The sequence below is a fragment of the Rubrimonas cliftonensis genome (assembly GCF_900107585.1).
GTDB lineage: Bacteria > Pseudomonadota > Alphaproteobacteria > Rhodobacterales > Rhodobacteraceae > Rubrimonas > Rubrimonas cliftonensis.
On record NZ_FNQM01000011.1, the window covers coordinates 17690 to 35782 of the forward strand.

The following is an 18093-nucleotide window of genomic DNA, read 5'->3' on the forward strand; positions in this document are numbered from 1 at the left end:
CCGTTCTCCCCACCGCTTGGATACATGGCGATGAGGCCTGTCGGCGCTGAACGTGTAGTTAAACGCCGGCTGCGGAGGGCCGCAAAATGTGCACCATTGTAGGGATGCCCACCAAAGCGCAGGCGCGTTTGGCTATCGCCCGATCGGGAAAGCCTGCGGAGCGAATCCGCCGGTCAGTAAACGGCCGCTGCGGTCAGGCGACGGCCGATCACATCACGCGATAGTCGAAGGCGTCCTGATGCGCCTCGCCGCCTTCGGCGAGCGCCGCCTCGCGCATCTGCGCATGGTTCGGCGCCTTGGAGCAGGCGGGGTCGACCGTCGCCGCGTCGCCGTTCCACGCAAAGGCCTGGCAGCGGCAGCCGCCCCAGTCCTTGAAGCGGCGGTCACAGGACTTGCACGGGTCGGGCATCCAGTCCACGCCGCGATAGGCGGTGAACGCCTCGCCGCGCTCCCAGATCTCGGCCAGAGGCCTGTCGCGCACGTTGTCGAAGCTGAGCGCGGTGATCGTCTCGGCGGCGTGGCAGGGCAGCACCTTGCCCGTCGGCGTCACGTTGAGCCCGACGCGCCCCCAGCCGCCCATGCAGGGCTTGGGATAGGTGGCGAGGTGGTCAGGCGTGACGTAGTCGATCACCAGCACGTTCTTGAGGCGCACTGCGGCTTCGCGCGCGATCTCTCCGGCGCGCTTCACCTGGGCGGCGGTCGGCATCAGCGCGGCGCGGTTGCGGTAGGCCCAGCCGTGATACTGCGTGTGCGCGATCTCCAGCCGCCGCGCGCCGAGACGGACCGCGAGCTCGATGGTCTGCTCAAGCCGGTCGAGGTTCTGACGGTGCATCACCGCGTTCACCGTCAGCGGCACGCCGGACGCGCCGATCCATTCCGCCACGCGCAGCTTGGCGTCGAAGCCGCCCCTGTAGCCGCCGATCCGGTCCGCCGTCTCGGCGTCCGTCCCCTGGATCGACAGCTGCACATGGTCGAGACCGCGCGCCACCAGCTCCGCGTAGGTCTTTTCGGTCAGGCCGACGCCGGAGGTGATGAGGTTGCTGTAGAGCCCCGCCTCCACCGCGCCCGTCAGGATGTCCGGCAGGTCGCGCCGCGCCGCGGGCTCGCCGCCTGAGAGGTGAAGCTGCAGCACACCCATGCGCGCCGCCTCGTGGAACACCCTGACCCACTCCTCGGTCGTCAGCTCCTCGGAGCGGCGGGCGAGGTCGAGCGGGTTGGAGCAGTAGGGGCACTTCAGCGGGCAGCGGTGCGTCAGCTCCGCCAGCATCGCCATGGGCGCAGGCGCGGCCTGCGGGTCGAACTCGGGCCGGGCGATCGGGCTCTGGTCGTTCATGCCGTCTCCACCATTCGTCTGGCGATCAGCGCGGCGAGGAAGCGCCCCGCATCCGCGGCGATCCGGTCGTGCGGCGCGTTGAACGCCGCCGCCAGATGCGCGGTGATCGCGTCGAAATCGCGTTCTCCGTCAACCGCCTGAAGGACGGCCACGCCGGTCTGGTCGAGCTTCAGGGCCCGCTCCGGCGCCAGCAGGAACCAGCTTTTGCGCACTTCGCAGAACTTCAGCCGCACGCCGCGCGGCAGGAACGGCCGGGCGCTCCCGTCGATCGGCGGCGCCTCGGCGGCCGGCGCGGCGCCAGTCACGCCGCCTCGGCGACGAGCGCCTCTCCCGGTCGCCAGGCGCCGGGCGCCGGGGCCCCGTTGACATAGACGTGCTGGATCGCGTCGAGCTGCGTCCAAAGCATCGCGCACTTGAACTCCAGCGCCTTGAGCGCCGCGGCCTGCGTCTCGGGCGTCGTCGCGTGCTTCTTGACGTATTCCAGCGCGAAGTCGGCGTCGCGCGGCGCCTCCGTCAGGCGGTTGCGGAAGTAGCGCAGCACGTCCTCGTTGATGAAGTCGTAGTGCTTCAGCATCCCCGAGACCCGCGCCTTGATGATCATCGGCGAGAACATCTCGGTCAGCGAGGAGGCGACGGCCTCCAGCAGCGTGCGGTCGCGGACATAGGCGATGTAGGCGTCGCAGGCGAAGCGCACCGCTGGCAGGGCGCCCTCCATCGAGGTGACGTAGTCGCGGTCGAGACCCAGCCCGTCGGTCAGCGCCAGCCAGCGGCGCAGGCCGCCCTCGGGCGCGTCGCCGATCTCGCCGTCATGGTCCACGATGCGCTGCCGCCAGACGCGACGCAGCACGGTGTCGTCCATCCGCGCCAGAACCGTCGCATCCTTCAGGGGAATGATGCGCTGGTAGCAGAAGCGGTTGAGCGCCCAGGCGCGCACCTGATCCTTGTCGCATTCGCCCGAGTGCAGCATCTGGTGGAACGGGTGGAGATGGTGATAGCGCGTCTCGCCGATGTGGCGCAGCGCGGCCTCCATCTGGTCGGGCGTCATCACGGTCATGGCGTCACCTCCAGCCCGTCATGGGCGATCTCCCACCCCGCCGCCTCGACCTCGGCGCGCTCGGCGCTGTCCTTGCGCCAGACGGGATTGGTGTTGTTCATGTGGACGAAAATCTTGCGCTTCACGTCGAGGTCGGCGAACGCCGCGAGCGAGCCGTCCGGCCCGGCCATCGCCATGTGGCCCATCCGCTTGCCCGTCTTGTGACCCACCCCGGCGCGAATCATCTCATCGTCGTGGAAAACCGTTCCGTCGAAGAACGCTAGCGCCGCGCCGCGCAGCCGGGCGGCCAGCGCCGGCGTCATCCTGGCGCAGCCGGGAACGTAGAACGCCTCGCGCGTTCCGTCGCTCAGGCGCACGCCGACCGTCTGCTCGCCCTCGACATCGGTCTGCACCGCGTCGCCGGCCGCGCCCTCGAGAAACAGCGGCGTCTTGCCGGGGGTCGCGAACAGTTCGAGGGTCAGACCGGGAACCGGCTCGAAAGGCGCGTCGAGCCCGATTTCACGGCGCGCGACGCAGGTCGGGTCCAGCGCGTCGAAGATCGGGTTGGCGCGGAGGATGTCGGCGATCACCGGCGTCGTCCACAGATCGAACCGTTGCTTCTCGCGCAGCGTGAGGAGGCCGGCGATGTGGTCAATGTCGCCGTTGGTCAGGACGACCGCCGCGATCGGCGTGTCGCGCAGGCCATGGGCGGCGGGGTCACGCGGCTGAAGCTGCGGCCGGGCCATGATCTGCGCGCGGATGTCGGGAGACGCGTTCAGCACCACCCACTCCCCGTCGCGCACGGACACGGCGAGCGAAGACTGCGTCGCAGGCGACAATCGGTCGCCCCTGCCCCAGAAGCCGGCGCTGTTGGCGCCGTTGCAGTTCCACTGCGGCAGTCCGCCTCCCGCGGCGGCGCCGAGAATGAGGGCGCGCAGCGCCATGGCCATGCGCCCTCCCTCAGACGTGGATCAGAGCAGGTCGCCCGCCTCGTCCTCGGCCGGGAAGTACATGTTGACTTCCATGCCGCAGGTCACTTCGTCGATCATCGGAGCGGTCCAGGCCATGATTTCCTCCATGGTGTTTCGTTCGGCGACACGACGCTCACCGCCGTGCTCGCCACACATTTCGCGAGACAACCGAATTACGTCAAGCGTGCCGTACGCCGCTCTCAGGTGACTCTCATCAAATAAGAGCATATTTTGCTGCGCAACATACTTGCCGCAGCGCAACATCACGGTCGAATTGACTTCCCAGCAGCGATGGATTCGGTAATCATCGGGGTTCATATCGTCAGCAGCAGCAGATTGAGGGTTCTCATGCGTCTCATCCATCTCGCCGCCGCGCTGGCGCTGGCGTCCGGCCCGGCCTTCGCGGCAGGCGGAGAAACACCCGGCGACCTGCGGGCGACCGCCTCGGCCGAGAGCGAATCGTGGGACGAGCTTCGTCGTCTGATTTTCGCGGATCGCGCGGTGGCGGAAGCCGGCGAGATGATAACCCTCGAAGCGCCCTACCGCGCCCACGACGCCGCCGTGGTCCCGATCGAGATCAGGATCGCGCCGCCGCTCGGCAAAACCGTGCGCTCCTTCCAGATCATCATCGACGAGAACCCGGCTCCGGTCGCCGCGGAGTTCACGCCCGGCCCGGGCCTCGGCAGGACGATCGAACTTTCGACGCGCATCCGCGTCGACGCCTATTCGAACGTGCGGGTGATCGCCGAGCTGGACGACGGCGAACTCTTCGGCGCGGCGCGCTTCGTCAAGGCGTCCGGAGGCTGCTCCGCCCCGAACCTGAAGGATGCGGAGGCCGCCCTCGCCGCTGCCGGCCAGATGAAGCTGCGGGTGTTTCCTGCCGCCGACGCGGCCCGGCCCGAGGCGCAGGTCATGCTGCGCCATCCCCAGTATTCCGGCTTCCAGATGGATCAGGTCACTCACCTGCACATCCCGGCCTATTTCGTCGACGAACTCGAGGTCGTGCAGGGCGAGCAGCTGATGTTCCGGATGCGGGGCGGCATTTCGCTCAGCGAGGATCCGAGCATCCGGTTCAGCTTCACGCCGTCAGGCGAGGAACCCTTCCAAGTGCGGGCGGCCGACACCGACGGCGACGAGTACACCGGGGTGTTCCCGGCCGCGCTTGGCAGCTGACGCCTGCGCACATCCAGCGCGCCCCGCCTGAATGCGGGACCGTGGCGCGCGTCACCGCACCGTCGCCAGCAGGACATGCTCGAGTTGCGCGCGAGCCCCGCGCTCCATCTGGTCGTAGATCGCATCAAAGACTTCCGCACCGTCGTTGTACGGGTCGGGAACTTCAATGTCTCCGTCCGGCGCGAGCTCCATCAGCATCCCCAAACGTGCGCGCATCCCGGCCGGGGCGCGCAGCCGCAGTGTCGCAAAGACCCGCCGATCCACTGCAAGGATATGGTCCGCCTCGAAGAAATCTGCCTCGCGGAGGCCGCGCGAAAGCTGGTTGGTGATGTCGACGCCGCGGCGCGCCGCGGCGATCATGGCCCGCGGGTCCGGCGGCGACCCGGCGTGCCAGCCGCTGACGCCGGCGCTGTCGACTGCCAACGGCGCGCACATGCTCCGCCCAAGACGCTCGAATATGCCCTGCGCCATGGGTGAGCGGCATATGTTGCCGTAGCAGACGATCAAAAAATGCGGCACGCCCTGACTCAAATCGACCCCTCGCACTCCGGTTGCCAGCATTTTGCTGAAAGTTAGCACGTTGTCCGCCTGTGAACATAGTATAACGCATCGGGGCCGCCGCAATCGGGAAGCCGCCGGCCGCGGTCTGCGGGCAGGTCGCCGCGCAAGGGTCGGAGAGACCCGGCGTCGATGCCCGCCAGTCGGTTGACGCGCTGATGGCATGGCGATTGCCGAGGGGCGCCCGTCGCAGGCGCGTGCGACGGAGCAGGCGCGAAAGGGCGGCGCAGCGCCTTCCGCAAGAAACAATCTGTGGAGCAAGGCCGGCATTGTCCTGAATACGCTGCGCCACGATGTCCCGCCATGTCGTTGCGCCAGCCGAAAGGAGCCGAGCATGACCCACGTCGAGGGGCTGCACCACGTCACCGCCATCGCGTCCTCGGCCTCTGGCGCTGACCGCTTCTACAGCCATGCCCTCGGGCTCCGGCGCGTCAAGCAGACGGTCAATTTCGACGATCCGGGCGCCTGGCACCTCTACTACGCCGACGGCGCCGGAGCGCCAGGGACGGTGATGACCTTCTTCGTGTGGCCCGGCGCGCGCCGCGGGCGGCGCGGCGCCGGGCAGGTCGCCCTGACCCAGTTCGCCGTGCCGCCGGGGGCGTTGTCCTTCTGGCGCGCGCGGCTGCCGGGCCTCGGCGCAACGCCCGTCGACGGTGAGGCGCCCTTCGGCGACGCGGCGGCGCTCTTCGCCGATCCCGACGGCCTGCTCTTCGCTCTGGTCGAGACGGAGGACGCCCGCGCGCCGTGGACGACGCCAGAGATCGACCCGGCGATTGCGATCCGCGGCTTTCGCGGCGTCACCCTGTCGCTGAGCGACGGGGCCGGCGTGGGAGAGGTGCTGCGGCTGTTCGGATACGCTTGGGAAGCGACCGCGCCGGGGCTGACGCGCTGGCGGCTGCCGGGCTCGGCGGCCGGGGTCGTCGACGTGCGGGAGAACCCCGACGAGCCGCAGGGATCGGACGGCGCGGGAACCGTCCACCATGTCGCCTTCGCGGTGAAGGACCGCGCCGCGCAGCTTGCGGTCCGCGCCGCGATGGAGGCGCACGGCCTGCGCGTGACTGAACCCATCGATCGCGACTATTTCTGGGCGATCTACGCCCGCACCCCCGGAGGCGTCCTGTTCGAGGTGGCGACCGACGAGCCGGGCTTCGCGGTCGACGAGCCGTTCGAGAGCCTCGGAGAGGCGCTGAAGCTGCCCCGCCGGCACGAGCCGCTGCGCGACCGCATCGAGGCGGCGCTGCCGCCTCTGGCCGGCTGAGTCGCCGCCGGGGGCTCGACAGCGGGGCGCGGCCGGGCGCAGGCTCGCGCGTCGCCGGGAAGGCGCAGTGGCCGGAGGACCCGCGATGGCGGACGAGATGAGGCGAATCGCGCTGGCCGCCCGGCCGCAGGGCGCGCCGAGACCGACCGACTTCCGGCTGGAGACGGCGCCGGTTCCAGAGCCCGCCGAGGGAGAGTTCCTCGCGCGCACGCTGTGGCTCTCGCTTGACCCCTACATGCGCGGGCGGATGGACGACGTCGCCTCCTACGCCCCGCCGGTTCCGCTTGGCGGGACCATGGAGGGCGAGTGCGTCGCCGAGGTCGTCGCCTCGCGCCACCCCGGCTTCGCCGTGGGCGAAATCGTCGCCGGCCGTTTCGGCTGGACGAGCCACGCCGTCTCGGGCGGCGCGGGCGTGCGCAGGGTGGACCCCGCGCTGGGGCCGGTCTCGACGGCGCTCGGCGTGCTCGGCATGCCCGGCCACACCGCCTGGGTCGGCCTCAACGAGATCGGCGAGGGCCGCAACGGGGAGACCATCGTCGTCTCCGCCGCGACCGGGGCGGTCGGCTCGCTGGCCTGTCAGCTCGCGCGGATCAAGGGGATGCGCGTCATCGGCGTCGCCGGCGGCGCGGAGAAATGCGCCTATGCGGTGGAGAAGCTCGGCTGCGACGCCTGCCTCGACCATCGCGGCGCCGACGCGGCGACGCTCTCCGCGCGCATCGCCGAGGCCGCGCCGCAGGGCGTGGACGTCTATTTCGAGAATGTCGGCGCCGCCACGCTCGCCGCCGTGCTCCCCCTGATGAACGTCCACGGCCGCATCGCGGTGTGCGGGATGATCGGCTGGTATTCGGGCCGGGGCGCGGCCGACCCGATGCCGCTGCCCCCGGTCTGGCGGCTGATCCTCACCCGCCGGCTGCGCGCGCAGGGCTTCATCATCTTCGACCACGAGGCCAGCCGGCCGATCTTCCTGCAGGAAGTGGCGCCGATGCTGCGCGAGGGCCGCATCCGCTGGCGCGAGAGCGTGGCGGAAGGGCTGGAGGCGGCGCCGGAGGCGTTCATCTCGATGCTGGAGGGCGGCAACTTCGGCAAGCAGCTCGTGCGCGTCGCCGCGCCCTCCGCCTGAGCGCGAAACGCAGGTCGGGGGATGACCGCGCCGCATCGCCGACGTATCACACATGCCGCGACCTTCGCCGCTCCGCCGTCCCTCTCAACAAGGAGACCCGCCATGACCATCACCGCAGGCGACACCCTTCCCGCCGCCACGTTCAAGACCTTCTCCTCCGAGGGGATCAGGGACGTGCCGGGCGCCGAGCTCTTCGGCTCGGGCCGCACCGTCCTGTTCGCCGTGCCGGGCGCCTACACCCCGACCTGCAGCGAGCGCCACATGCCGGGCTTCGTGGCCAACGTCGCCCAGCTCAAGGCGAAGGGCGTCGACAGGATCGTGTGCGTCTCCGTCAACGACCCCTTCGTGATGAACGCATGGGGCAAGGCGACCGGCGCGACGGAGGCCGGCGTCCTCCTCGTCGCCGACCCCGAGGCCGCCTTCACCAGGGCGCTGGGGCTGGAGTTCGACGGCTCAGGCGCCGGGCTCGGCGTGCGCTCGAAGCGCTACGCCATGGTCGTCGAGAACGGCGCGGTCAGCAGCGTCGCGGTCGAAGACAGCCCCGGCGACGCCGAGCGCTCCACCGCCGAGGCCGTGCTCGCTACGCTCTGACCGCCAGCGCGGCGGCGGCCTGGCGCCGCCGCGCCACGCCCGAACGCGCAGGCGCGGCGATCAGTCCGCCTGCGCGCGCGCCAGGGCCGTCAGCGGCGTGACGCGCGCGCCCGTCGCCGCCCGCCAACGGGCGAGCGCCGTGAGGTTCGCCTCGGTCGCGGCCGCGTAGACGACCATTTCCCGGCCCTCCGACGCAGCAGACGCCGCCTGGAGCGCGAGCAGCGCCCGCGCCCCGGCGGCGGGGTCCTCGGCCGGCGGCAGCACGACCGCGGCGGTGAAGGCGGGCGCGTCGCCTTGCGGCAGGGCCGCGCCCGGCTTCAGGCCGAGCGCCAGCATCCCTGGGCCGGCGGCCGTTGCGGGCGCTTCGGCGGAGGGCAAGACGACCCCGGCGTAGCGGTCCGGCGTCGCCGGCGCGCCGATCGACAACAACTCCAGCCCGGCGGCCCGCGCCTCCCGCGCCAGCTCCTCCGCGCCGGGCGCGAGCGGGTCGATCGCGAAGGTCCGCACGCCCAGCGCCTGCGCCCGCCGCGCCAGCGGCGCGCGTCGCTCCAGGCCCGATATCACCACGGCGACCGGCGCGCCCTCGCCGGCGCCCAGCCCGGGCGCAGCCGCGTTCAGGCGCCAGGCCGGCTGCGAGGCCGCCGCCGCCGCCGCCGCAGGGGCGGCCTCCGCCTCGACCCGCGCGCTTTCGCCCGCGCCTTCGGAGGCGGCGCCAGTACTCGTCGCGCCAGAAATCGTCGCGCCAGAGACCGCCGGGCCAGAGACCGCCGGGCCGGAAGCGGTCGCGCCGGCCGAGTTCGGCGCCGGCGCCTCCTGCGCCGGCGACGGCTCGGAAGCCGCCGCAGTCTCCATCTCACGCGTGTCGGGAACAGGCTCCGCCGGCGCAGCCGCCGGCCCGGCCGCCGCAGACTGTCGCTCGGGCGCATTCTCGGGTGCAGCCTCCAGCGCCGTCCGCGACGGGGCCGCCGCGTCAACGTCGGCGGCCCCGTCGCGAAGCCCGTCGCCCGGCGCGCTCAGCGACAGCGCCGCCGCAGCCAGCGCCGAGAGGGCGAGCGCGGTCGCCGCGCCGCCGAGAAAACCGCCGCCGCGACGCCGCGTCCTCGGCGCGCCCTGCGCCTGCGCCGACCCGGTCGCCTTCGACCCCGATGCGCTCTTCGAACCTTCCGCCACGGTTCCGCTCCGGCTGGGCTGCTTGACGCCATCGCGCGCCACGCGCCATCCTTACACCGCGCCTGCGCGACGGGCCACATGCCGGACGATCCGTCCGGGGGCGGTTCGGCGAAATGGCCCGGCGCACCCCGGCGCATCGCCGCGTGGCCAGCGCGCGCGGGGCGGACGTCGCTGGAGCTTCGCCGATGCTATTGCTGATCGACAACTACGACAGCTTCACCTGGAACCTCGCCCACTATCTCGGCGAGCTGGGGGCCGAGGTGGTCGTGCGCCGCAACGACGCGCTCACCGCGGCGGAGGCGATGGCGCTTGGCCCCGAGGCGATCCTGCTCTCGCCCGGTCCCTGCGACCCCGACCGCGCCGGGATATGCCTCGACCTCATCCGCGAGAGCGCGGGGCGCGTGCCGCTGATGGGCGTCTGCCTTGGCCATCAGGCGATCGGGCAGGCCTTCGGCGGGCGCGTCGTGCGCTGCGCCGAGACGCTGCACGGCAAGCTCAGCGCCATCCGCCACGACGGGACCGGCCTTTTCGACGGGCTGCCGCAGGATTTCCGCGTGACGCGCTACCACAGCCTAGACGTCGAGCGCGCGACCCTGCCCGACTGCCTGCGCGTCACCGCCGAGACACAGAGCGGCGTGATCATGGGCCTCGCGCATCGCGACCTGCCGATCCACGGCGTCCAGTTCCACCCCGAATCGATCGCCTCGGAGCAAGGGCGCGCGCTCCTGGCGAATTTCCTCGCGCTGGCCGGCGTGCGGCGGGCGGCGGCGGCGTGAGCATGGGCGAGATCAAGGACATGCGCGCGCTGATCGGCCAGGCGGCGCTGGGGCCGCTGACGCGCGAGGAGGCCGAGGCCGCTTTCGAGATCATCATGGCCGGCGAAGCGACGCCGGTGCAGATCGCCGGTTTCCTCATGGCGCTGCGGGGGCGCGGCGAGGTGGTCGACGAATACGCCGCCGCCGCCAGCGTGATGCGCGCGCGCTGCGTGAAGGTGAAGGCGCCCGCCGGCGCCATCGACATCGTCGGCACCGGGGGCGACGGCAAGGGCACGCTCAACATCTCGACCGCCGCGGCCTTCATCGCAGCCGGCGCCGGCGCGTCCGTGGCCAAGCACGGCAACAAGGCGCTCTCCAGCAAGGCCGGCGCGGCGGACGCGCTGTCGGAGATCGGCGTGAATCTCGCCGCGCCGCCCGAGGTGGTCGAGCAGGCCATCGCCGAGGCCGGCATCGGCTTCATGATGGCGCCGATGCACCACCCGGCGATGCGCCACGTCCAGCCGGTGCGGGTGGAGCTGGGCGCGCGGACCATCTTCAACATCCTCGGGCCGCTGACGAACCCGGCGGGCGTGGAGCGCCAGCTCACCGGCGCCTTCGCGCTGTCGCTGCTGCGGCCGATGGCCGAGACGCTGCGCGCGCTCGGCTCGATCAAGGCGTGGCTGGTGCACGGCGCTGACGGGACCGACGAGATCTCCATCTCCGGGCCGTCGCATGTCGTGTCGCTCTCGGACGGCGTGATCGAGGATTTCGAGGTGTCGCCGGAACTCGCGGGCCTGCCGGTCCACCCCTTCGAGGCGGTGCTGGGCGGCAGCCCGAAGGAGAACGGCGTCGCGCTGCGGGCGCTGCTCGACGGGGCGCCGGGCGCCTACCGCGACGCGGCGGTGCTCAACGCCGCGGCGGCGCTGATGGTCGCCGACCGCGCCGCCGACCTCAAGGAGGGCGCGGCGCTCGCCGCCGAGGCCATCGACAGCGGCCGCGCGCGCATCGCGGCCGAGACCCTGGCGCGCGTCACGTCCGGCGCGTGACGAAGCGCCTCAGCGGCGGGGGCCGAGCGCCATCAGTACGACGAAGCCGGCGAACATCAGCCCCGACGTGACGGCGAAGGTCCACGCGCCCCACGCGTCGATCAGCAGCGCGAAGCCCAGCGGCGCCGCCGCCTGGCCCAGCCGCGCCGGCGCCATCAGCAGCCCGGTGCGCCGCCCGTAGCCCTCGGGGCCGAACAGCGCGAGCGGCAGCGTTCCCTTGGCGATGGTCATGACGCCGTTTCCCGCGCCGTGCAGGACCGTCAGCGCCGCCGCGGCGGGCGCGCCCAGCGCCGCCAGCGCAGCCGCGCCGAGCGGGTGCGCGAGGCAGGCCAGCCGCGCCGAGACGAGCGGGTTCATCCGCCGCATCAGGCCGAACTCCAGCAGCCGCGCCCCCACCTGCGCCGGCCCCACGAGCGCCGCCGCGGCGAGTGCTGCGGCGGGCGTCGCGCCGGCCTCCTCCAGCAGGCGGGGCAGATGCGCGGCCAGCCCGACGCTGACGATCCACGTCGCGGCGAAGACGAAGGCGAGCGCGGCGGACGTCCACGCCGCGTCGGCCGCCGGCGGCGCGGCGGACGCGTCGGACGCGTCGGACGCGCGCGCCTTCGGGGCGGCGCGGGGCGGGGCGAGCAGGCGGTTGAGCGGCAGCGCAAAGACCAGATGCAGCGCCGCCCAGACCAGACAGGCCCCGCGCCAGCCGAACTCGGCCTCCATCCACGCGCTCGCCGGCCAGCAGACCGTGGAGGCGAAGCCCGCGATCAGCGCCACGCCGGTGATCGGCCCGCGCGCCTCGCGCCCGAAAGCCGCCGCGAGCGCCGCGAAGGCCGCCTCGTAGAGGCCCGTCGCCATCCCCAGTCCCATCACCAGCCATGCGGCGAAGAGCGTGGCGGGCCCCTGCGCCAGCGCCAGCCCCACCAGCCCGGCGGCGAAGATGAGGTTGGAGGCCGTCAGCGCCGGACGGCCGCCGCGCCGGTCGATCCAGCGCCCGACCGCCGGGCCCAGCGCCGCGGTGAGCAGCAGCGCGACGGAGAAGGCGGCGAAGACGGTGGGCGTGCTCACGCCGAGGTCGCGCGCCATCGGCGCGGCGAGGATCGCCGGCAGGTAGTAGCTCGCGCCCCAGGCCAGCGTCTGCGTCAGCCCCAGCCCGAGCGCGGCGCGACGGCGCGCGGCGGCGGCCGCGGTCATCGCGCCGCGCGCCCCGCCGCCGGCGCCGTGTCCGACGCCGCCCCTGTCGGCGCGAAACCGTGCCGGATCATCGCATTCTTCCCCCTCGGAGGCGCCAACGCGCCAGCCGGCGCGGCCGCCCGCGATTGCCGCCCGGCGCCCTGAGCCTTACAGTGGCGCGCGGGCGTGAGACAGCCCGGATGGAGGCGCAGGCTTGAGCGAGAACGACGACAACGGCGCAGGGTCGCCGCCGCCGGGAGACGACGCGCCGGCGCCCGCCGCAGCCCCCCGCGGCCCCTCGATCTCGATCGAGGACGAGATGCGCCGCAGCTACCTCGACTACGCCATGAGCGTCGTGGTCAGCCGCGCCATCCCAGACCTGCGCGACGGCCTGAAGCCCGTGCATCGCCGCATCCTGTTCTCGATGCACCAGAACGGCTTCACCCACGACAAGCCCTATCGCAAGTCCGCCCGGGTCGTCGGCGACGTGATCGGCAAATACCACCCGCACGGCGACCAGTCGGTTTACGACGCGCTGGTGCGCATGGCGCAGGATTTCTCCATGCGCCTGCCGCTGCTCGACGGTCAGGGCAATTTCGGCTCGATGGACGCCGACCCGCCGGCGGCGATGCGCTACACCGAAGTGCGCATGGCGCGCAGCGCGTCGTTCCTGCTCGCCGATCTCGACAAGGAGACGGTGGACTTCCAGCCCAACTACGACGGGCAGGACCGCGAGCCCGTCGTGATGCCCGCGCGCTTCCCGAACCTGCTGGTGAACGGCGCCGGCGGCATCGCCGTGGGCATGGCCACCAACATCCCGCCGCACAATCTCGGCGAGGTGATCGACGCCTGCCTCGCGCTGATCGAGAACCCCGACCTGAGCTCGGCGGAGCTGATGCAATACGTCCCGGCGCCCGACTTCCCGACCGGCGCGCTGATCCTCGGCCGCTCCGGCGCGCGCTCGGCCTATCTCACCGGGCGCGGCTCGGTGATCATGCGCGCCAGAACCAGGGTCGAGGAGCTGCGCAAGGACCGCTACGCAATCATCATCGAGGAGACGCCGTTCCAGGTGAACAAGGCGACGCTGGTGGAGAAGATCGCCGAACTCGCCCGCGACAAGAAGATCGAGGGCATCGCCCATGTGCAGGACGAGAGCGACCGCTTCGGCGTGCGCGTTGTCATCGAGCTGAAGCGCGACGCCACGCCGGACGTGGTGCTCAACCAGCTCTACCGCTTCACGCCGATGCAGACCTCCTTCGGCTGCAACATGCTGGCGCTGAACGGCGGCCGGCCGGAGCAGATGGAGCTGAGCCGGATGCTCTCGGCGTTCCTGCGCTTCCGCGAGGACGCGGTGGCCCGGCGCACGGCCTTCGAGCTGCGCAAGGCGCGCGAGCGGGCGCATGTGTTGTGCGGCCTCGCCGTGGCGGTGGAGAACGTCGACGAGGTGGTGGCCACCATCCGGGCCTCGGCCGACGCCGCGGAGGCGCGTTCCAAGCTGATGGAGCGCCGCTGGCCGGCCCGCGCCATCGCAGGCTACCTTGCGCTGATCGACGACCCGCTGCACCGGCTGAACGAGGACGGCACCTACAACCTCTCCGAGGCGCAGGCCCGCGCGATCCTGGAGCTGCGGCTCCAGCGCCTCACCGCGCTCGGCGTCAAGGAAGTCACCGACGAGCTGGAGGAGCTGGCCGCGAAGATCGCCGACTACCTCGACATCCTGCGCTCGCGCCCGCGGATCATGCAGATCATCTCCGACGAGCTGACCGAGGTGAAGACCCTGTTCGGCACCCCGCGCAAGACCGAGATCATCGAGTTCGACGGCGACCTCGACGACGAGGACCTGATCGAGCGCGAGGACATGGTCGTGACCGTCACCCATGGCGGCTACGTCAAGCGCACGCCGCTGGCGGAGTACCGGGCGCAGGCGCGCGGCGGCAAGGGCCTCGGCGGCATGACGATGAAGGAGGAGGACTTCGTCACCACCCTCTTCGTCGCCAACACCCACACGCCGATCCTGTTCTTCACCACCGACGGCATGGTCTACCAGCTCAAGACCTGGCGGCTGCCGATCGGCGGGCGCACCACACGCGGCCGCCCGCTGGTCAACGTGCTGCCGGTGGCGCCCGGCGTCGGCATCGCCTCCGTCACGCCGGTCGACAAGCCCGAGGACGAGTGGGACAAGCTGCAGATCGTCTTCGCCACCTCGAAGGGCGGCGCGCGGCGCAACCTGCTCAGCGACTTCACCAACGTGAAGCGCAACGGCAAGATCGCGATGAAGTTCGAGGGCGAGGACGCGCAGACGCGCCTGATCGGCGCCCGCATCTGCGACGAGAACCACGACTTGCTGCTCTCCACCGCGCAGGGCCGCGCCATCCGCTTCCGCGTGACCGACGTGCGGGTGTTCGCAGGGCGCGACAGCACGGGCGTGCGCGGCGTGCGCCTGTCCGGCGACGACGAAGTGGTGTCGATGGCCGTGATCCGCCACTTCGAGGCGACGGCGGAGGAGCGTCAGGCCTATCTCAAGATGCGCCGCGCCGTCTCCGGCGAGGGCGAGGAGGAGGATCCCGCCGCCGAAGCCGAAGCCGAAGCCGACGCCGAGGGCGAGGAGGCGGTGGCCGACATCGCGCTCAGCCAGGCGCGCTACGCCGAGATGAGCGCGGCGGAGGACGTGATCCTCACCGTCACCAGCAAGGGCCTCGGCAAGCGCACCTCCAGCCACGAGTTCCCGCTGCGTGGACGCGGCGGCATGGGTGTCGCGGCGGCCAATCTGAGCCCCCGCGCCAGCGACCCCGACCGCGCCGACGCGCGCGTGGTCGCAGCGTGGCCCTGCGGCGAGGACGACCAGATCATGCTGGTGACGGACGCCGGACAGTCGATCAGGTGCCCGGTCTCCGACGTCTCGATGAGCAGCAGGGCGGCGCGCGGCGTGCGGGTGCTCAACACCGCGCCCGGCGAGCGCGTTGTCAGCGTCGCGCTGATCGTGGACGAGGGCGGGGAGTAGGTCCGCGCCGAACGCGGCGGGGCGGCGCAATTCCGCCGCCCCGCATTCTCTGCTAGACTTGCGCTTCACAGTTTTTTGGAGCGCAGCATGCCGTTCACGCTCAGACCTCTGCCTGGCGGCGCACTGGAGGTCGGGGTCGCGTTCGGCGATCTCACCTATCAGGACATCATCGACGGCTTCGACGAAGCCATCGTCTCCGGGCGCTATCGGCCGGGGATGGACACGGTGAACGTGTTCCTGCCCGACACCCGCGGCCAGTCCATGAGCTTCCACGCCATGCTCAGGCTGCAGGAGCGCGTGCGCGCGGCCGAACTGGCGGGGCGCGACATGCTGTCGTTCCGCGCCGCAGTCGTCGCGAACAATCCGCGCACGCGCGAACTCGCCACGGCCTATGCCGCGCTCTGGGGCGACCGGCGGGACGGCGACGTGGCCTTTCTCGTCACCGACGACCTCGCCGCCGCGCTGGACTGGCTCGGCCATGCCGATCAGATGGCCGCGGTGCGCAGCGTCATCACCGCAGTCGCGCAGGATCCCGCAGGCCCGAACCTGAGCTCGCAAGACGCGCTGGCCGCCGCCGAGGCCGTCGCCCAGCCCAGGATGCCATGACGCCTCGGCCGCATTAATCGTCTGTCAAGCCTGTTATCGAGGTTTGTGCAGGGTAAAAGCATTCGTGCAGGTCGCCCGAACAATGGGTGAAAGCGGGCGTGAAGCGCCCGCAGGCGCGGGACTGCGCGCGAGAACCGCCTGCATCTCCTGCGGGACGCCTCCCGCAGCCGGCAGCGCCGGCTCCTGACACCAGTCTGTCGCGCGGCGATCCCGCCGCCGCGGCGGCGCCATGCGGAGACGCCAGATGACGAACACGACCGCCAACGCCGAACTTCTGCTGGAAGAACAGACCTACGGCGACAATCCGATCGAAGACCGCGAGACCGACCTCTACCGTGGCGAGTACGTCAAGAGCTTCGTCGAGAAGTGGGACGAGCTGATCGACTGGACCGCCCGCGCCAAGAGCGAGGGCCAGTTCTTCATGGACATCCTGCGCGCGCGGGGGAAGGAGACGGTGCTCGACGTCGCCACCGGCACCGGTTTCCATTCGGTGCGGCTGATCGAGGCCGGCTTCAACGTGACCTCGGGCGACGGCTCGGCGGCGATGCTCGGCAAGGCCTTCGAGAACGGGCAGCGCCGCGGGCTCATCCTCAAGACCGTCCAGGCCGACTGGCGGTGGCTCAACCGCGACATCCAGGGCAAGTACGACGCGATCATCTGCCTCGGCAACTCGTTCACCCACCTGCACGACGAGATGGACCGCCGCCGTGCGCTGGCGGAGTTCTACGCCGCGCTGAAGCATGACGGCATGCTGATCCTCGACCAGCGCAACTATGACATGATCCTCGACCAGGGCTTCTCCACGAAGCACAAGTTCTACTACTGCGGCGACCGCGTCTCCGCCGAGCCGGAGCACATCGACGAAGGGCTCTGCCGCTTCAAGTACACCTTTCCCGACAACTCCGAGTACACGCTCAACCTCTGCCCGATCCGCAAGAACTATGTGCGGCGGCTGCTGAAGGAGGCCGGCTTCGAGCGCATCCGCACCTATGGCGACTTTCAGGAGACGTATCAGGAGGCGGAGCCGGATTTCTTCATCCACATCGCCGAGAAATCCTCGTTGCACCTGCGCAAATGGGGCGGCGCGACGCTGGCGCCCGGCCAGAGCGACATCCGCGAGGCGGCGGAGGCCTATTACGACAGCGAGGACGCCGACGCCTTCTACTCGATGATCTGGGGCGGCGAGGATCTGCACATCGGCTGCTACGAGCAGACGCAGGATGTGAAGACCGCCTCCGCCGAGACGGTCGACCGCATGGCCGCGCTGCTGCCGAAGCTGGACGACCGGCATCGCGTCATCGACCTCGGCGCCGGCTATGGCGGCTCGGCCCGGCGGCTCGCGCGGCGGTTCGGCTGCCATGTCACCTGCCTCAACATCTCCGACGTGCAGAACGACGCCAACCGCTACAAGAGCCGTCAGGCCGGGCTGGCGGACCGCATCGCCGTGGTGCACGGCGCCTTCGAGGAGATCCCCGAACGCGACGCGACCTTCGACGCGGCCTGGAGCCAGGACGCCATCCTGCACTCCGACGCGCGCGAGCAGGTTCTGGCCGAGGCGTTCCGGGTGCTGCGGCCGGGCGGCGAGTTCGTCTTCACCGACCCGATGCAGGCCGACGACGCCGACCCCGCCGCGCTGAAGCAGGTCTACGACCGGCTGGGGCTCAACTCGCTCGCCTCGCCGCGCTTCTACGCCGAGGCCGCCCGCGCCGCGGGCTTCGAGGTGGTCGGTTTCGACGAGATGACCGGGAACCTGCGCACCCACTACGCGCGGGTGGCGGAGGAGATGCAGGCCCGCCGCGCGGCGCTGCTGGAGAACGCCTCCCCCGCCTATCTCGACGGGATGCAGGCGGGGCTGGCCGCATGGGTCAGGGCGGCCGACGAGGGCGCGCTCGTCTGGGGCGTCATGCGTCTGCGCAAGCCGGCCTAGGGCCGGTCACGCCCGCGCGGCGGCGTCGAGCTGCCGCGCCACCTCCTGCACGAGATCATCGGGCAGGATCGGCTTGTAGAGCACGACATGGGCGCCGAGCTCCTTCGCGATGGGCAGGTAGTCGGCGCTCACGAAGGCGCCGCCGCCCGACACCGCAAGGATTCGGGCGCGCGGATTGGCCATCGCCACGATGCGGATGACCTCGAGCCCGTCGACGTTCGGCATCATGAGGTCCGTCACGACCACGTCGTAGTGATCGGTGGCGCCCTTGCCGTGGACCACCCGGCCGTCGCTGGCGACGTCGACGCGGTGGCCGGCCTCCTCGAGCGCCTCGGCGAAAAGCGCGCCGATGGCCGGTTCGTCGTCGATCAGCAGAACATGCGCCATGGC

The 18093-nt window shown here is 71.4% G+C and carries 18 protein-coding genes; 9 read left to right on the top strand and 9 right to left on the bottom strand.

Going from position 1 to position 18093, the window contains the following annotated elements; translation table 11 throughout:
• Positions 1 to 208 precede the first annotated feature (208 nt).
• Genes pqqE through pqqA form a run of 5 tightly spaced genes read right to left on the bottom strand, consistent with a single transcriptional unit; the run spans position 209 to position 3700 of the window.
• The gene (pqqE, locus tag BLW43_RS15295; protein WP_093254776.1) at positions 209 to 1333 is read right to left on the bottom strand and encodes a pyrroloquinoline quinone biosynthesis protein PqqE; all 1125 of its coding nucleotides are present in this window, start codon (positions 1331 to 1333) and stop codon (positions 209 to 211) included.
• The gene (gene pqqD / locus BLW43_RS15300) at positions 1330 to 1638 is read right to left on the bottom strand and encodes a pyrroloquinoline quinone biosynthesis peptide chaperone PqqD (protein WP_245731069.1); all 309 of its coding nucleotides are present in this window, start codon (positions 1636 to 1638) and stop codon (positions 1330 to 1332) included. Before pqqD ends, pqqE begins: the two co-directional genes overlap by 4 nt.
• A complete protein-coding gene (gene pqqC / locus BLW43_RS15305; RefSeq protein ID WP_093254777.1) occupies positions 1635 to 2387 on the bottom strand; it encodes a pyrroloquinoline-quinone synthase PqqC in 753 nt (250 codons plus the stop codon). The genes pqqD and pqqC overlap by 4 nt, the downstream gene beginning before the upstream one ends.
• Positions 2384 to 3310, bottom strand: coding sequence for a pyrroloquinoline quinone biosynthesis protein PqqB (gene pqqB, locus BLW43_RS15310; protein WP_093254921.1), 927 nt, complete (start codon positions 3308 to 3310; stop codon positions 2384 to 2386). The genes pqqC and pqqB overlap by 4 nt, the downstream gene beginning before the upstream one ends.
• A gap of 27 nt (positions 3311 to 3337) precedes the next feature.
• Positions 3338 to 3700 carry a pyrroloquinoline quinone precursor peptide PqqA gene (gene pqqA, locus BLW43_RS24745; protein WP_425441187.1) on the bottom strand — a complete coding sequence of 121 codons (363 nt, stop codon included), beginning with the start codon at positions 3698 to 3700 and terminating at the stop codon, positions 3338 to 3340.
• On the opposite strand from pqqA, the gene BLW43_RS15320 reads away from it, so the two are divergent.
• Positions 3686 to 4510 (top strand): quinoprotein dehydrogenase-associated SoxYZ-like carrier, encoded by an 825-nt coding sequence (locus BLW43_RS15320; protein WP_093254779.1) that lies wholly within the window; start codon positions 3686 to 3688, stop codon positions 4508 to 4510. The two genes, pqqA and BLW43_RS15320, sit on opposite strands and share 15 nt — an antisense overlap.
• Before the next feature lie 51 nt (positions 4511 to 4561).
• Here BLW43_RS15320 and BLW43_RS23635 read toward each other — a convergent pair whose 3' ends face one another.
• Positions 4562 to 5089, bottom strand: coding sequence for a low molecular weight protein-tyrosine-phosphatase (locus BLW43_RS23635; RefSeq protein ID WP_175478940.1), 528 nt, complete (start codon positions 5087 to 5089; stop codon positions 4562 to 4564).
• Positions 5090 to 5402: 313 nt separating this feature from the next.
• Here BLW43_RS23635 and BLW43_RS15330 point away from each other — a divergent pair, with 313 nt between their 5' ends.
• From BLW43_RS15330 to BLW43_RS15340, 3 genes are all read left to right on the top strand, one after another.
• The gene (locus BLW43_RS15330; RefSeq protein ID WP_093254780.1) at positions 5403 to 6326 is read left to right on the top strand and encodes a ring-cleaving dioxygenase; all 924 of its coding nucleotides are present in this window, start codon (positions 5403 to 5405) and stop codon (positions 6324 to 6326) included.
• Positions 6327 to 6411: 85 nt separating this feature from the next.
• Positions 6412 to 7446, top strand: coding sequence for an NADP-dependent oxidoreductase (locus BLW43_RS15335; RefSeq protein WP_093254781.1), 1035 nt, complete (start codon positions 6412 to 6414; stop codon positions 7444 to 7446).
• Between the two features lie 102 nt (positions 7447 to 7548).
• Positions 7549 to 8037: a peroxiredoxin gene (locus BLW43_RS15340; RefSeq protein WP_093254782.1), complete on the top strand. Its 489-nt coding sequence runs from the start codon at positions 7549 to 7551 to the stop codon at positions 8035 to 8037.
• A 60-nt stretch (positions 8038 to 8097) separates the two neighbouring features.
• Here the strand turns inward: BLW43_RS15340 and BLW43_RS15345 are convergent, their stop codons facing one another.
• Positions 8098 to 9207: a polysaccharide deacetylase family protein gene (locus tag BLW43_RS15345; RefSeq protein WP_093254784.1), complete on the bottom strand. Its 1110-nt coding sequence runs from the start codon at positions 9205 to 9207 to the stop codon at positions 8098 to 8100.
• 185 nt (positions 9208 to 9392) lie between these two features.
• On the opposite strand from BLW43_RS15345, the gene BLW43_RS15350 reads away from it, so the two are divergent.
• Together BLW43_RS15350 and trpD are read left to right on the top strand one after the other, a co-directional pair.
• A complete protein-coding gene (locus BLW43_RS15350) occupies positions 9393 to 9983 on the top strand; it encodes an anthranilate synthase component II (protein ID WP_093254785.1) in 591 nt (196 codons plus the stop codon).
• A gap of 2 nt (positions 9984 to 9985) precedes the next feature.
• The gene (gene trpD, locus BLW43_RS15355; protein ID WP_425441188.1) at positions 9986 to 11008 is read left to right on the top strand and encodes an anthranilate phosphoribosyltransferase; all 1023 of its coding nucleotides are present in this window, start codon (positions 9986 to 9988) and stop codon (positions 11006 to 11008) included.
• A gap of 9 nt (positions 11009 to 11017) precedes the next feature.
• Here trpD and BLW43_RS15360 read toward each other — a convergent pair whose 3' ends face one another.
• Positions 11018 to 12190: an MFS transporter gene (locus tag BLW43_RS15360; RefSeq protein ID WP_093254786.1), complete on the bottom strand. Its 1173-nt coding sequence runs from the start codon at positions 12188 to 12190 to the stop codon at positions 11018 to 11020.
• Between the two features lie 298 nt (positions 12191 to 12488).
• Between BLW43_RS15360 and gyrA the strand changes: the two genes are divergently transcribed.
• The 3 genes from gyrA to BLW43_RS15375 all read left to right on the top strand — a co-directional run bounded on the left by gyrA (position 12489) and on the right by BLW43_RS15375 (position 17703).
• The gene (gyrA, locus tag BLW43_RS15365; RefSeq protein WP_093254932.1) at positions 12489 to 15170 is read left to right on the top strand and encodes a DNA gyrase subunit A; all 2682 of its coding nucleotides are present in this window, start codon (positions 12489 to 12491) and stop codon (positions 15168 to 15170) included.
• 87 nt (positions 15171 to 15257) lie between these two features.
• Entirely contained in the window at positions 15258 to 15776 is a 519-nt protein-coding gene (locus BLW43_RS15370; RefSeq protein ID WP_093254788.1) for a hypothetical protein, read from the top strand.
• Positions 15777 to 16020: 244 nt separating this feature from the next.
• Complete coding sequence (locus BLW43_RS15375; protein WP_093254790.1) at positions 16021 to 17703, top strand: glycine/sarcosine N-methyltransferase; 1683 nt, start codon at positions 16021 to 16023, stop codon at positions 17701 to 17703.
• Between the two features lie 6 nt (positions 17704 to 17709).
• Here BLW43_RS15375 and BLW43_RS15380 read toward each other — a convergent pair whose 3' ends face one another.
• On the bottom strand, positions 17710 to 18090 hold the full coding sequence (locus BLW43_RS15380; RefSeq protein ID WP_093254791.1) for a response regulator: 381 nt from the start codon (positions 18088 to 18090) through the stop codon (positions 17710 to 17712).
• Positions 18091 to 18093 lie beyond the last annotated feature (3 nt).

What these genes read in the sequence shown, in the direction of transcription:
- BLW43_RS15335 (WP_093254781.1), top strand. Translation starts at nt 6,412, where the DNA reads ATGGCGGACGAGATGAGGCGAATCGCGCTGGCCGCCCGGCCGCAGGGC.
- BLW43_RS15370 (WP_093254788.1), top strand. Translation starts at nt 15,258, where the DNA reads ATGCCGTTCACGCTCAGACCTCTGCCTGGCGGCGCACTGGAGGTCGGG.
- BLW43_RS15320 (WP_093254779.1), top strand. Translation starts at nt 3,686, where the DNA reads ATGCGTCTCATCCATCTCGCCGCCGCGCTGGCGCTGGCGTCCGGCCCG.
- BLW43_RS15350 (WP_093254785.1), top strand. Translation starts at nt 9,393, where the DNA reads ATGCTATTGCTGATCGACAACTACGACAGCTTCACCTGGAACCTCGCC.
- BLW43_RS15360 (WP_093254786.1), bottom strand. Translation starts at nt 12,190, where the DNA reads ATGACCGCGGCCGCCGCCGCGCGCCGTCGCGCCGCGCTCGGGCTGGGG.
- BLW43_RS15330 (WP_093254780.1), top strand. Translation starts at nt 5,403, where the DNA reads ATGACCCACGTCGAGGGGCTGCACCACGTCACCGCCATCGCGTCCTCG.
- pqqE (WP_093254776.1), bottom strand. Translation starts at nt 1,333, where the DNA reads ATGAACGACCAGAGCCCGATCGCCCGGCCCGAGTTCGACCCGCAGGCC.
- trpD (WP_425441188.1), top strand. Translation starts at nt 9,986, where the DNA reads ATGGGCGAGATCAAGGACATGCGCGCGCTGATCGGCCAGGCGGCGCTG.
- gyrA (WP_093254932.1), top strand. Translation starts at nt 12,489, where the DNA reads ATGCGCCGCAGCTACCTCGACTACGCCATGAGCGTCGTGGTCAGCCGC.
- pqqA (WP_425441187.1), bottom strand. Translation starts at nt 3,700, where the DNA reads ATGGATGAGACGCATGAGAACCCTCAATCTGCTGCTGCTGACGATATG.
- pqqC (WP_093254777.1), bottom strand. Translation starts at nt 2,387, where the DNA reads ATGACCGTGATGACGCCCGACCAGATGGAGGCCGCGCTGCGCCACATC.
- BLW43_RS15340 (WP_093254782.1), top strand. Translation starts at nt 7,549, where the DNA reads ATGACCATCACCGCAGGCGACACCCTTCCCGCCGCCACGTTCAAGACC.
- pqqB (WP_093254921.1), bottom strand. Translation starts at nt 3,310, where the DNA reads ATGGCGCTGCGCGCCCTCATTCTCGGCGCCGCCGCGGGAGGCGGACTG.
- BLW43_RS15375 (WP_093254790.1), top strand. Translation starts at nt 16,021, where the DNA reads ATGACGAACACGACCGCCAACGCCGAACTTCTGCTGGAAGAACAGACC.
- BLW43_RS15380 (WP_093254791.1), bottom strand. Translation starts at nt 18,090, where the DNA reads ATGGCGCATGTTCTGCTGATCGACGACGAACCGGCCATCGGCGCGCTT.